15 protein-coding genes are annotated in these 11,793 nt (G+C 60.0%); 8 read left to right on the forward strand and 7 right to left on the reverse strand.

Going from position 1 to position 11,793, the window contains the following annotated elements; genetic code table 11:
* Nucleotides 1-94: 94 nt before the first annotated feature.
* From U5A05_RS16540 to U5A05_RS16560, 5 genes are all read right to left on the reverse strand, one after another.
* Nucleotides 95-286: a DUF1289 domain-containing protein gene (locus U5A05_RS16540; RefSeq protein WP_261739003.1), complete on the reverse strand. Its 192-nt coding sequence runs from the start codon at nucleotides 284-286 to the stop codon at nucleotides 95-97.
* A 121-nt stretch (nucleotides 287-407) separates the two neighbouring features.
* Nucleotides 408-1,352 carry an SMC-Scp complex subunit ScpB gene (gene scpB / locus U5A05_RS16545; protein WP_321833970.1) on the reverse strand — a complete coding sequence of 315 codons (945 nt, stop codon included), beginning with the start codon at nucleotides 1,350-1,352 and terminating at the stop codon, nucleotides 408-410.
* A 12-nt stretch (nucleotides 1,353-1,364) separates the two neighbouring features.
* Nucleotides 1,365-2,063, reverse strand: a complete 699-nt coding sequence (locus U5A05_RS16550) for a segregation and condensation protein A (protein WP_321836527.1) — start codon at nucleotides 2,061-2,063, stop codon at nucleotides 1,365-1,367.
* Nucleotides 2,064-2,191: 128 nt separating this feature from the next.
* Nucleotides 2,192-2,824, reverse strand: a complete 633-nt coding sequence (locus U5A05_RS16555; protein ID WP_261739005.1) for an L-threonylcarbamoyladenylate synthase — start codon at nucleotides 2,822-2,824, stop codon at nucleotides 2,192-2,194.
* Nucleotides 2,825-2,837: 13 nt separating this feature from the next.
* Nucleotides 2,838-3,701, reverse strand: a complete 864-nt coding sequence (locus tag U5A05_RS16560) for a PHP domain-containing protein (protein ID WP_261739006.1) — start codon at nucleotides 3,699-3,701, stop codon at nucleotides 2,838-2,840.
* An 84-nt stretch (nucleotides 3,702-3,785) separates the two neighbouring features.
* Here U5A05_RS16560 and U5A05_RS16565 point away from each other — a divergent pair, with 84 nt between their 5' ends.
* The 5 genes from U5A05_RS16565 to U5A05_RS16585 all read left to right on the forward strand — a co-directional run bounded on the left by U5A05_RS16565 (nucleotide 3,786) and on the right by U5A05_RS16585 (nucleotide 7,481).
* Nucleotides 3,786-4,382, forward strand: coding sequence for a septation protein A (locus U5A05_RS16565; RefSeq protein WP_261739007.1), 597 nt, complete (start codon nucleotides 3,786-3,788; stop codon nucleotides 4,380-4,382).
* Between the two features lies 1 nt (nucleotide 4,383).
* Nucleotides 4,384-4,683 carry a YciI family protein gene (locus U5A05_RS16570; protein ID WP_261739008.1) on the forward strand — a complete coding sequence of 100 codons (300 nt, stop codon included), beginning with the start codon at nucleotides 4,384-4,386 and terminating at the stop codon, nucleotides 4,681-4,683.
* A gap of 60 nt (nucleotides 4,684-4,743) precedes the next feature.
* Complete coding sequence (locus U5A05_RS16575) at nucleotides 4,744-5,421, forward strand: response regulator transcription factor (protein ID WP_261739009.1); 678 nt, start codon at nucleotides 4,744-4,746, stop codon at nucleotides 5,419-5,421.
* A 218-nt stretch (nucleotides 5,422-5,639) separates the two neighbouring features.
* Nucleotides 5,640-6,068, forward strand: a complete 429-nt coding sequence (locus tag U5A05_RS16580) for a Spy/CpxP family protein refolding chaperone (RefSeq protein ID WP_261739010.1) — start codon at nucleotides 5,640-5,642, stop codon at nucleotides 6,066-6,068.
* Nucleotides 6,069-6,146: 78 nt separating this feature from the next.
* Nucleotides 6,147-7,481, forward strand: coding sequence for a sensor histidine kinase (locus U5A05_RS16585; protein ID WP_261739011.1), 1,335 nt, complete (start codon nucleotides 6,147-6,149; stop codon nucleotides 7,479-7,481).
* A gap of 110 nt (nucleotides 7,482-7,591) precedes the next feature.
* Here U5A05_RS16585 and U5A05_RS16590 read toward each other — a convergent pair whose 3' ends face one another.
* A complete protein-coding gene (locus U5A05_RS16590; protein WP_261739012.1) occupies nucleotides 7,592-8,155 on the reverse strand; it encodes an NAD(P)H nitroreductase in 564 nt (187 codons plus the stop codon).
* 119 nt (nucleotides 8,156-8,274) lie between these two features.
* Here U5A05_RS16590 and U5A05_RS16595 point away from each other — a divergent pair, with 119 nt between their 5' ends.
* The 3 genes from U5A05_RS16595 (at nucleotide 8,275) to U5A05_RS16605 (ending at nucleotide 11,479) form a co-directional block, all read left to right on the forward strand.
* A complete protein-coding gene (locus U5A05_RS16595; RefSeq protein WP_261739013.1) occupies nucleotides 8,275-9,729 on the forward strand; it encodes a TrkH family potassium uptake protein in 1,455 nt (484 codons plus the stop codon).
* A 20-nt stretch (nucleotides 9,730-9,749) separates the two neighbouring features.
* Nucleotides 9,750-10,508 (forward strand): helix-turn-helix transcriptional regulator, encoded by a 759-nt coding sequence (locus tag U5A05_RS16600; protein WP_261739014.1) that lies wholly within the window; start codon nucleotides 9,750-9,752, stop codon nucleotides 10,506-10,508.
* Nucleotides 10,509-10,585: 77 nt separating this feature from the next.
* Nucleotides 10,586-11,479: a DMT family transporter gene (locus U5A05_RS16605; RefSeq protein ID WP_321833971.1), complete on the forward strand. Its 894-nt coding sequence runs from the start codon at nucleotides 10,586-10,588 to the stop codon at nucleotides 11,477-11,479.
* On the opposite strand, the gene U5A05_RS16610 is transcribed toward U5A05_RS16605, so the two are convergent.
* Entirely contained in the window at nucleotides 11,473-11,760 is a 288-nt protein-coding gene (locus U5A05_RS16610; protein WP_261739016.1) for an Rdx family protein, read from the reverse strand. The genes U5A05_RS16605 and U5A05_RS16610 overlap by 7 nt on opposite strands.
* Between the last annotated feature and the right edge of the window lie 33 nt (nucleotides 11,761-11,793).

Genomic DNA, 11,793 nt, shown 5'->3' on the forward strand with positions numbered 1-11,793 from the left:
ATGGGCCTTGGAGCTCTATAGAGCCCCAGAGGGTCGCGAATCATACGCTGATGTTGGCCATTGCGCATCAAAGCCTAGCCACGAAGTGGGTTTCCTACTTCTTTTTCCGCCGACCGGTGGCCTCAAGCGCCAGCAAACGCAGGGCCGACTCGGCCAGCACCGCACGTTTTTCATCCTTGCCGAGTTTCTTCCAGCCTTTGATTTCAGCTTTGGTGCGCCCGCAACCGATGCAAATGTCATCGGTAAACTTGCAGACACTGATGCAGGGGTCCTTGGGTGAACTCATGGATATACCTCAATTGCTTTTTTGTGGGAGCGAGCCTGCTCGCGATGGGATCGCTACGTCAGTCACAGATACACCTCGCCGCTCAAATCGTGAGCAGGCTCGCTCCCACAGAGGTTTTGCGTCAGTCGTCCAGCTCGCGGCGTTCCTGTTCGATGGCTTCGGCTAGCGCCTGTGCCTCAAGCTCATCATCGCTCAAGGCGGATCGCTGCTCAAGCGCAGCAACGGCTGCGCGCAAGCGCTCGCGGGCCAGTTCGGCCGCAGAGGGTTGCTGCGGTTGTGGTTGTGGTTGCGCCTCTATCTCTGGTTCCGGTTCTGGTTCTGGTTCTGGTTCCGGAACATCAATTGGCGCCGCGTCGCGCAACAAGTCATCAAAGTCGGTTTTAAGACCTTCTTCCATCGAGTCCAGTTCCGTCAGCAGGGTGCGGAAGCTGGTTTCGTCTTTCGGCTCTTCAGGCTCTGCGCTTTCGTCAGCCAGGGCCTGAAGATGCGCAGGCACCGGGGCGTCGTCAAAATCGAGGATCGGATCTGGCTCCAGCTCGCGCAATTCGGCCAACGGCGGCAATTCGTCGAGGCTTTTGAGGTTGAAGTGGTCGAGAAAGCCCTTGGTGGTCGCGAACATCGCGGGCTTGCCCGGCACGTCGCGATACCCCACCACGCGAATCCACTCACGTTCAAGCAGGGTTTTGACGATATGGCTGTTCACCGCTACACCGCGCACATCTTCAATCTCGCCCCGGGTAATAGGCTGGCGATAGGCTATCAGCGCCATGGTTTCAAGCATGGCTCGCGAATAGCGCTGCGGGCGCTCTTCCCACAAGCGTCCGATCCAGGGTGAGAATTTCTCGCGGATCTGCAGGCGATAGCCCGAGGCCACCTCCTTGAGCTCAAACGCCCGGCCATCGCAGGATTTGCGCAACAGCTCCAGGGCCTTTTTGAACACCGGCGGTTCCGGGCGCTCGCCTTCTTCAAACAATTCAAACAGGCGCTCAAGGCTTTGCGGCTTTCCCGAGGCCAACAGAAAGGCCTCAAGCAAGGGGGCCAGCTCGCGGGGTTCAGTCAAATTCATGGTTTCAGCTCTTTATTCGGCTCTTGCCCGCACATGGATCGGCGCGAAGGGTTCATTTTGCACCAATTCGATCAGCGACTCTTTGACCAGCTCAAGAACGGCCATAAACGTCACGACCACGCCCAACTTGCCTTCTTCGGCGGTAAACAGCTCGACAAACGGTACAAAACCGCCGCCCTTAAGGCGTTCGAGCACGTCGCTCATCCGTTCGCGGGTCGACAGAGCCTCACGGCTGACCTGGTGACTTTCAAACATGTCGGTGCGACGCAACACTTCAGCCATCGACATCAGCAGTTCTTCCAGCGCCACATCCGGCACCAGCTTGCGCGCCCGCGCCTCGGGCGCGTCGAGTTTGGGCACAAACACCTCGCGCCCTACCCGGCTCAGCCCCTCAATCCCTTCAGCAGCAGCCTTGAACCGCTCATATTGCTGCAGGCGGCGGATCAGTTCGGCCCGAGGGTCGCCCTCGTCCTCTTCGATTGCAACCGAGCGCGGCAACAACATGCGCGACTTGATCTCGGCCAGCATCGCAGCCATAACCAGGTATTCGGCAGCCAATTCCAGGCGAACGGTTTTCATCAACTCGACATACCCCATGTACTGGCGGGTGATCTCCGCCACTGGAATGTCGAGGATGTCGATGTTTTGCTTGCGGATCAGGTACAGCAGCAGGTCGAGCGGGCCTTCAAAAGCATCGAGAAAAACCTCCAGCGCATCCGGCGGGATGTACAGGTCTTGCGGCATTTCGATGACGGCCTGGCCATAGACCATAGCGAGCGACAGTTCTTGCTGGGCACCGGCCTGGGCCTCTACCGCCTCAGGAGCTTGAACGTCAGACATCAGGCCTCGACCATAAAGGGTTCAGGGTCGCCACAGCCCACGCGCACGATTTCGGGATCACCACTGTCCACCATGCTGATCACGGTGGAGGCCTTGTTGCCGCCAAAACCGCCATCGATGATCAGGTCGACCTGTTTTTCCAGGGCGTCGCGGATCTCGTACGGGTCTTCCATCGGCTCGCTTTCGCCCGGCAGAATCAGGGTGACGCTCATCAGCGGCTCGCCCAACTCTTCAAGCAGCGCCAAGGCAATCGGATGGCTCGGCACCCGCAAACCAATGGTGCGGCGCTTGGGATGCAGCAGCAGGCGCGGTACTTCGCGGGTGGCGTTGAGAATAAAGGTGTAAGGCCCCGGCGTGTGCGCCTTGAGCAAACGGAAGGTGCCGGTGTCGACCTTGGCAAACAGCCCCAACTGAGAAAGGTCGCAGCACATCAGGGTAAAGTTGTGCTTGTCGTCCAGGTTACGCAAGCGCTTGATCCGTTCGATCGCGCCCTTGTCGCCCATCTGGCAACCCACGGCGTAGGACGAATCGGTGGGATAAATCACCACCCCACCCTTTTTGATGATGTCAACGGCCTGTTTGATCAGGCGCGGTTGTGGGTTTTCCGGATGAATCTGGAAAAATTGACTCACAGTGTTTACCTGTTCAGACGTTGGCTGTGGGTTGCTCATATTTGAATCGACACCACAATGGCGGTAGATCTTCCGGGATGGGACGGTACTCGCCGATCTCGGACCAACCTCCTGGGCCATGAAAATCACTGCCGGCACTGACCAGCAGACCGAACTCACGCGCAAGGATCGCCAAGCTGCCAACCTGTTCGGCTGGCTGATGCCCGTTGACCACTTCAATTGCGTGACCCCCAGCTTGAATATAGTCGCCAATCAGCCGTCGGCGCTTGCTACGCGTGAAATCATAGTGCGAAGGGTGCGCCAGGCTGACCCAAGCGCCCGCTGCTCGCAGGGTCGCGACGGTGTCTTCAAGGGTCGGCCAATGCAGTTTGACGTCGCCCAACTTGCCAGCACCCAGCCACTTGCGGAACGCTTCGGCGCGGTCCTTGACGTAGCCAGCCTCGACCAGGTAGTCGGCAAAGTGCGGCCGGGCCGGGGCGTTTCCACTGTCACCCAGGCCCTGCTGAATGGCTCGCGCGCCTTCAAGCGCACCGGGCATGCCTTTGAGCGCCAGCTTGCGGCTGATCTCCTCAGCCCGCAGCCAGCGGCCATCATGAAGTTTGGCAATCGCCTCGACCAACGCCGGAGCATTGACATCAAAACCATAGCCGAGCACATGAATCGTGGCCCCACCCCAGGTGCATGACAATTCAACGCCGTTGATCAGCGTCATGTTCAACGCCTGCGCCGCAGCGCGGGCTTCGTCAAGGCCTTCAAGTGTATCGTGATCGGTCAGGGCCAGGACTCGCACACCTTTCTCGAACGCACGCGCGACCAGTACCGCAGGCGCCAGGGCGCCATCGGAAGCTGTGCTATGGCAATGCAAGTCAATTTCCACGGGAATTTAATAACCTCTAGCTGACGCTTTCGCTGTCATTGATGTTTGTTATTATGCCGCTACATCCTGCTTCTGGCTGCCACTGTGAAACAATTCATCGACTTCATCCCGCTGTTACTGTTTTTCATCGTTTATAAAACCGATCCACGCATCGTCGAAATCGGCGGGCACAGCCTGTCGGTAGGGGGCATCTACAGCGCTACTGCAATGTTGATCGCCAGTTCGCTGGTGGTTTACGGGATTCTGTTTTTCAAGCAGCGCAAACTCGAAAAAAGCCAATGGCTGACCCTGGTTGCCTGCCTGCTGTTCGGTAGCCTTACCCTGGCTTTCCACAGCGAAACCTTCCTCAAGTGGAAAGCACCGGTGGTGAACTGGCTGTTCGCACTGGCGTTTGCCGGTAGTCATTTCATCGGCGACAAACTGCTGATCAAACGCATGATGGGGCACGCACTGAGCCTGCCGGATGCTGTATGGACCCGCCTGAACCTGGCCTGGATCGGGTTTTTCCTGTTCTGCGGCGCTGCCAACCTGTTCGTTGCGTTCACCTATCAAAGCATCTGGGTCGACTTTAAAGTGTTTGGTAGCCTGGGCATGACCGTGCTGTTCCTGATCGCCCAAGGTATCTACCTGTCGCGTCATCTGCATGACACCGACCCAACCACCCCCAAGACCAAGGACTGACATGCTCTACGCCATTATTGCAACAGACGTCGCCAACTCGCTCGAAGCTCGCCTGGCTGCCCGCCCCGCGCACCTTGAGCGTTTGCAACAGCTTAAAGCGGCAGGTCGCATCGTGCTGGCTGGCCCGCACCCGGCCATCGACAGCAATGATCCGGGCGCTGCCGGCTTTACCGGCAGCCTGGTGGTGGCCGAATTCGAGTCCCTGATCGACGCCCAGGCCTGGGCCGCGGCTGACCCCTTCGTTGCCGCTGGCGTGTATGCCAATGTCAGCGTCAAGCCGTTCAAGCAAGTCCTGCCGTAACCTGTATCTTTACCGGTGGTCGACGTAGACAACGTCGGCACCGGCTAAATCGAGTAAGTCATGAGCGACCTGTTACTGATAGATGATGACCAGGAGCTGTGTGAGCTGCTGGCCAGCTGGTTGAGCCAGGAAGGCTTCCAGGTTCGCGCTTGCCACGACGGTCTGAGTGCCCGCAAGGCGCTGACCGAATCCAGCCCCGATGCCGTGGTGCTGGATGTGATGCTTCCCGACGGCAGCGGCCTTGAGCTGCTCAAGCAACTACGCAACGACCACCCGGACCTGCCGGTGTTGATGCTGTCAGCCCGCGGCGAACCGCTGGACCGGATTCTGGGCCTGGAACTGGGCGCCGATGACTATCTGGCCAAACCGTGCGACCCCCGTGAGCTGACCGCCCGCCTGCGCGCGGTACTGCGCCGCAGCCATCCGGCCGCCGTCTCCACCCAGATCGAGCTGGGCGACCTGTGTTTCAGCCCGATGCGCGGCGTGGCCACCATCGACCAGCACGACATTACCCTGACTGTTTCTGAAAGCCGCATTCTCGAAGCCTTGTTGCGCCAACCGGGTGAGCCGCTGGATAAGCAGGAACTGGCGCAAATCGCCCTGGGTCGCAAGCTGACCCTGTACGATCGCAGCCTCGACATGCACGTCAGCAACCTGCGCAAAAAAATCGGCCCCCACCCCGATGGCAGCCCGCGCATCGTAGCGCTGCGCAGCCGCGGTTACTTTTACAGCGCCTGATTTATCCATGTAGCCGCTGCCGCGGGCTGCGATAGGTCCGGCTTCGAAAAGCGCAGCGGCAGCGGCTACAGGACGTCCCCACACAGAGGACGTATATGTAAACCCGCTGCAAAACCCTCTTTACCAAAGCTTTACGCATGGCTGACAGCGCTTGACCTTGATCTCCCTAAACTGGGCGCATCCGGATTCACCGGAACCGTAATCGAAGGAGATACACCATGCGCAAGACTCTAATTGCTTTGATGTTTGCTGCAGCACTGCCAACCGTCGCAATGGCCATGCCTGGTGGCGATGGCTCGATGGGCCCACGTCACGGTGGTGAACACGGCCGCGGCGATGCCCCGTACAGCCAACTGGACCTGAGCCGCGAACAGCGCCAGCAAATCGGCAAGTTGATGGGCGAGCAAATGCATGATCGCAAGCAACTGGTCGAGAAGTACCTGGAAAAACTGCCAGCTGCCGATCAGAAAGCGCTGAAAGACGAGATGAAAGCCAAGCACGATAAAACCCAGAGCGATATCCGTGCCTTGCTCAAGCCTGATCAGCAAAAACGCTTCGACGAGATGCAAACGAAACGCGCCGAGCGTCAGGCTGAATGGAAGCAGTTCAAAGACTGGAAAGCACAGCAAGCTCCAAAAGCGCAATAATCCACGCGCACATCAAGCCCAACGGCCCTTGGCCGTTGGGCTTTACTCGTTTTAATCCATGACTCGTGAGGAATTACCGTGCGATCACTGTTTTGGCGCATTCTTGCCAGCTTCTGGCTGGCGATTGCCTTGGTTGCAGGGCTGTCGATCCTGCTGGGGCACATGCTCAATCAAGACGCCTGGATCCTCTCCCGTCACCCCGCAATTGCCAATCTGGCGCAACAATGGACGGAGCGCTACGAAACCCAAGGCGCCGATGCGGCGCAAGAATTCCTCGAAAAACGCAAACGTCGCTATCACATCGATGTGCAAGTGCTGAACGAAAGTGGCGACCCCGTGGTACGCGGCACCTTCCCCCGACGCGCAGCTGCCTGGGAAGCCCGCCAGAATCCGGGCCAGGAGGAACTGCCGTGGCGCCGCCTGACCGTCGAATACACCAGCCCCACAACTGCTGAAACCTATCTGCTGATTTATCGCATTCCACACCCGGAACTGGATGCCTGGCATCGCCAAAGCCTGATCTGGCCACTGAGTGCGCTGGGCATTGCGCTGGTGGTACTGACGCTGTTCAGCCTGCTGGTTACGCTGTCGATCACCCGCCCACTGAGCCGCCTGCGCGTGGCAGTGGATGATCTGGGGCAAACCACCTATCAGCAGAACAGCCTGGCGCGACTGGCTTCACGACGTGATGAGTTTGGCGTGCTGGCCACCGACTTCAACCGCATGGGCGCCCGCCTGCAGAGCCTGATCAGCAGCCAGCGCCAATTGCTGCGCGACGTGTCCCACGAACTGCGCTCGCCGCTGGCACGGCTGCGCATCGCCTTGGCCCTGGCCGAACGCGCCGGGCCCGAGGAGCGTGAAAAGCTGTGGCCGCGCCTGACCCGCGAGTGCGACCGACTGGAGTCGTTGATCAGCGAAATTCTGGCCCTGGCCAGGGTTGATGCCGATCAGGCCAGTGCGGAACCCGTCGAACTGAATGCCCTGCTCAGTGCGGTGCAAAAAGACGCTTCGATGGCGGCCCCCGAGCAGCCGGTGCACCTGCACGACGAGCCGGGGTTGAACCTCAACGGCTGGCCGACGATGATCGAACGTGCGGTGGATAACCTGCTGCGCAACGCGCAGCGCTTCAACCCGCCCGGCCAGCCGATTGAGCTGAGCGCCGGCCGCGAAGGCGAGCACATCACCATCAAGGTTCGCGACCATGGGCCCGGAGTTGCTGAGGAGTACCTGACGCAATTGGGCGAACCATTCTTCCGCGCTCCCGGTCAGACAGCGGCCGGGCACGGGCTGGGACTGGCAATTGCACGCCGTGCGGCAGAACGCCATGGCGGGCGGCTGGTGCTGAGCAATCACCCGGATGGCGGGTTTGTTGCCACTCTGGAGTTGCCGCTGGAGCCGAACGGCAATTTGTAAAGCTCTGTAACGTTCTGTAGCCGCTGAGGAGCGAGCCTGCTCGCGAAGATCATTCGCGAGCAGGCTCGCTCCCACTGGGGCTTGACCTGGAACAGAGTATCTACAGGGTGTTATTTAACCGACCAGACCGTCACAAACTCGGCGCTATCGACCTTAGGCGCGGTTCGTAACTCGTTCTGCGGCGTGCCCAGGTACAAAAATGCCACCACTTCCTCACCCTCGGTCAAGCCAAGGCCTTTGGCCACATGCGGCGCATACGACAGCTCACCCGTGCGCCATACCGCACCAATGCCTTGGGCATAAGCCGCCAACTCAATGGCATGGGCCGCACAGCCCGCAGTAATCAGTTGCTCGGACTTAGGCACTTTGAAGTGGTCCTGCAACCGGGCAACCACCACGACCACCAAGGGGGCTCGCAAAGGCATGGCGCGAGCCTTGTCCAGTGCGGCTTGAGTCACCTCGCCGCCCTGAGCCTGCACCGCCTCGGCGAGGATTTCGCCCAATTGGTTGCGCGCATTGCCTTCAACCGTCAAAAACCGATAAGGGCGCAACTGGCCGTGGTCCGGCGCACGCAAGGCGGCCGCAAAAAGTACTTCACGTTGCTCAGCCGTTGGCGCCGGGTCGAGCAGGCGCGGGGCAGAAACACGGTTGAGCAAAGCGTCGAGAGCCTCCATTGGCCACCTCCTGAAGAAAATGTGCGGCTATTCTAACGGTATCTCCCGAAGGCTTGGCGGTTTACATAGCCCAGCCCACAGGTAGAATGGCGCCCCTCTTTCATCCCCGAGCTGACTTCATGGCGTTGCCGACTTTACGCATCATTGGTTTTATCATCGGCATCTTCCTGATTACGCTCGCGATCAGCATGGCCGTGCCCATGCTGACGTTGGTTATTTACGACCATTTGGGCGACTTGCCGTCCTTTCTGTGGGCCAGCCTGATCACCTTTCTTGCTGGCCTGGCGCTGGTGATACCCGGGCGCCCCGAGCAGGTTCACCTGCGGCCCCGCGACATGTACCTGCTGACAGTGTCCAGCTGGGTCATCGTCTGTATCTTCGCCGCGCTGCCATTTTTGCTGACGCAGCACATCAGCTATACCGACTCGTTTTTCGAAAGCATGTCCGGTATTACCGCCACCGGCTCCACGGTTTTGAGCGGGCTGGACACCATGTCCCCCGGCATTCTGATGTGGCGCTCGATGCTGCACTGGCTGGGCGGCATCGGCTTTATCGGGATGGCGGTAGCGATCTTGCCCTTGCTGCGAATCGGTGGCATGCGCCTGTTTCAGACCGAATCCTCTGACCGCTCCGAAAAAGTCATGCCGCGCTCGCACATGGTGGCCCGCCTGATTGTCGCCACGTACGTCGGCATTACCATCCTCGGCAGCCTGGCGTTCTGGTGGGCGGGCATGAGTGTGTTTGATGCGATCAACCACGCGATGTCGGCGATCTCCACTGGCGGCTTCTCGACCTCCGACCAATCACTGGCCAAGTGGTCACAACCGGCGGTCCACTGGGTCGCCATCGCCGTCATGATCATGGGCAGCCTGCCGTTTACTCTTTATGTCGCAACCTTGCGCGGCCATCGCAAGGCACTGATCAAGGACCAGCAAGTACAAGGTTTGCTTGGCCTGCTGCTGGTGACTTGGTTGGTGCTTAGCGCCTGGCTGTGGTGGACCACCAACATGCCCTGGTGGGATGCCTTTCGCCATGTGGCACTGAACGTGACTTCAGTGGTTACGACTACGGGTTTTGCCCTTGGCGACTACAGCCTGTGGGGCAATTTCTCGCTGATGCTGTTTTTCTATCTGGGCTTTATTGGCGGCTGTTCGGGTTCGACCGCAGGCGGGATCAAGATTTTCCGCTTTCAAGTCGCCTATATCCTGCTCAAGGCCAACCTTAACCAACTGATCCACCCGCGGGCAGTGATCAAGCAGAAGTACAACGGCCACCGCCTCGACGAGGAAATCGTACGTTCGATTTTGACCTTTTCGTTCTTCTTCGCCATCACCATTTGCGTAATTGCCCTGGCCTTGTCGCTGCTCGGGCTGGACTGGATGACCGCCCTCACCGGCGCGGCCAGTACGGTCTCTGGTGTGGGGCCGGGGTTGGGCGAGACCATTGGGCCGTCCGGCAACTTCGCCAGCCTGCCGGATGCAGCCAAGTGGATTCTGTCATTGGGCATGTTGCTTGGACGACTGGAGATCATTACCGTGTTCGTACTGTGCATTCCAGCGTTTTGGCGGCACTGATCCTACAAAAAGAGATCGCCATGGACCAGATCCTGTCACTGCGCCATTACCGCCACGAGGTGATTGCTCATAGCCATGAGCACGCGCAGGTGGTGATCAGTCTGTCCGGCAAGCTCGACTTTGAAGTAGACGGGCGCGCCAGCCTGTTGCACCAGCAACATTTGATCATCGTGCCCGCCGGAGCCCATCACACTTGCGGCAGCACCCAAGGCAGCCATTGCCTGGTGCTCGATGTTCCGGGGCAGGACTGGCTCGGGCAGTCGCTGGGCGAGCATGCCGATGCCAGTCGCCAACTGCTCGACACTGCCGGGCACTTGCCTCTCGATCCCCGTCAACATCAATTGGTAAGCTGGCTCGCCAGCAGCCCGGTAAGCGATCCGCTGATTGCCCGCCAAGGCGCGATTTTGCTGTTGGCCAGCTTGAACACCCTTGCTCCTGAACGGGCGCAACCCAAGCGTCTGCCTTACGCCGCTCTGGATGCCTATATCGAGCAGAACGCCGCCTACCCACTGCAAGTCGCGGATCTGGCGCAGATCGCTGGTTTGTCCTGCGCCCGCTTGCACAGCCGCTTTGCCAGCGAGTGCGGGCAAACGCCAATGGACTACATCCGCCAACGCCGTTTGCGCAGCGCTTTGACCTTGTTACGCCAGAGCAGCCTGCCGATTGGCGAAGTCGCCAACCGCGTCGGTTACAGTTCGCAAAGCGCGTTTGCCGCCGCCATGCTCCGTGAGTTCGGTGCCTCGCCGTCAGTGCTGCGCCGCGAGCCTGGCGACAACTGACGCCAGTTTGACGACAGACAGCCCCGCGCCTCGCGCTTTAGACTGCACGCCTTGCCTGGATTGATTCAAGGATTGCAATGACTCCGCGTACCGCCCTGGGCGCCCTGCATATCGGCGCCCTGCTGTTTGGCCTGACCGGCGTATTCGGCAAGCTTGCAGCTGCTTCGGCCTCAATTATCGTATTTGGCCGCGCCGCCTTCGCGGTGCTGGCCCTGGTGTGCTTTGCCGCGCTGGCCAAACGCACCCGCTGGCACCCGCTGACCCTGCGCGATGCCCGCAGCTTGCTGTTAAGCGGCTTGCTGCTGGCCGGGCATTGGGTGAGTTTTTTTGTTTCGGTCAAGATCGCCGGGGTGGCGATTGCAACCCTGGGCTTTGCCAGCTTCCCGGCGTTTACCGTCATCCTGGAAGGGTTGATTTTTCGCGAACGCATTCGGCTCAACGAAATCATTTTGGTGGTACTGGTCAGCGTCGGACTGATCCTCGTCACCCCAAGCTTTGATCTGGCCAGCCAGGCCACCGAAGGGCTGCTGTGGTCGGTGGCCTCGGGGTTGCTGTTCTCGCTGTTGTCGCTGAACAACCGCGCCAGCTCGGGCCGAGTCCCTGCGGTACAGGCCGCCATGTGGCAAAACGCAGTCGTCGCATTATGCCTGCTGCCTTTTGCCGCCCCGGGGCTGAGCGACGTCAGCCCGCTGGACTGGCTGTGGATCGGCCTGCTCGGCGTGCTCTGCACCGGTGTGGCGCACAGCCTGTTCGTCGCCAGCCTGGGGGTGATCAAAGCACGCACCGCCGCCGTGGTTTTCGCCCTGGAGCCGGTGTATGGCATCACACTGGCGTGGGTCTTGTTCCACGAAACACCCACGCTGCGCATGCTGCTGGGCGGAGTGCTGATCATCGTCGCTATCGTGGTATCAAGCCGTATGGCCAGCGGCCCGGCACCGCGCAACACCTCTGTGGACGCTGGCGCTCACTGAGCCCGGTCGTTATGCCCAAGGTCGCGCTGCGGGTCGATTTGATCACGCACCCGCTGCTTCAGCACCTTGGCCTCGGGAAAGCCGCCATCGGCCTTGCGCTCCCAGATTTGCACGCCGTCGCAGGTGATGCGAAACACCCCGCCGGTGCCCGGTTCCAGCGCAACCCGGCCAAGGTCTTCGGCAAAGGTGCTGAGCAACTCCTGGGCCAGCCATGCGGCACGCAGCAGCCACTGGCATTGGGTGCAATAGGTGATGACAATTTCGGGTTTATTGAGCGACATGATTTCAAAGGCTCTTGAAGAGAAAGGCGCCGC

This window comes from Pseudomonas kulmbachensis, assembly GCF_963681935.1.
Classification (GTDB): Bacteria; Pseudomonadota; Gammaproteobacteria; order Pseudomonadales; family Pseudomonadaceae; genus Aquipseudomonas; species Aquipseudomonas kulmbachensis.

What these genes read in the sequence shown, in the direction of transcription:
- U5A05_RS16600 (WP_261739014.1), top strand. Translation starts at nt 9,750, where the DNA reads ATGGACCAGATCCTGTCACTGCGCCATTACCGCCACGAGGTGATTGCT.
- U5A05_RS16590 (WP_261739012.1), bottom strand. Translation starts at nt 8,155, where the DNA reads ATGGAGGCTCTCGACGCTTTGCTCAACCGTGTTTCTGCCCCGCGCCTG.
- U5A05_RS16570 (WP_261739008.1), top strand. Translation starts at nt 4,384, where the DNA reads ATGCTCTACGCCATTATTGCAACAGACGTCGCCAACTCGCTCGAAGCT.
- U5A05_RS16595 (WP_261739013.1), top strand. Translation starts at nt 8,275, where the DNA reads ATGGCGTTGCCGACTTTACGCATCATTGGTTTTATCATCGGCATCTTC.
- U5A05_RS16575 (WP_261739009.1), top strand. Translation starts at nt 4,744, where the DNA reads ATGAGCGACCTGTTACTGATAGATGATGACCAGGAGCTGTGTGAGCTG.
- U5A05_RS16605 (WP_321833971.1), top strand. Translation starts at nt 10,586, where the DNA reads ATGACTCCGCGTACCGCCCTGGGCGCCCTGCATATCGGCGCCCTGCTG.
- U5A05_RS16580 (WP_261739010.1), top strand. Translation starts at nt 5,640, where the DNA reads ATGCGCAAGACTCTAATTGCTTTGATGTTTGCTGCAGCACTGCCAACC.
- U5A05_RS16610 (WP_261739016.1), bottom strand. Translation starts at nt 11,760, where the DNA reads ATGTCGCTCAATAAACCCGAAATTGTCATCACCTATTGCACCCAATGC.
- scpB (WP_321833970.1), bottom strand. Translation starts at nt 1,352, where the DNA reads ATGAATTTGACTGAACCCCGCGAGCTGGCCCCCTTGCTTGAGGCCTTT.
- U5A05_RS16540 (WP_261739003.1), bottom strand. Translation starts at nt 286, where the DNA reads ATGAGTTCACCCAAGGACCCCTGCATCAGTGTCTGCAAGTTTACCGAT.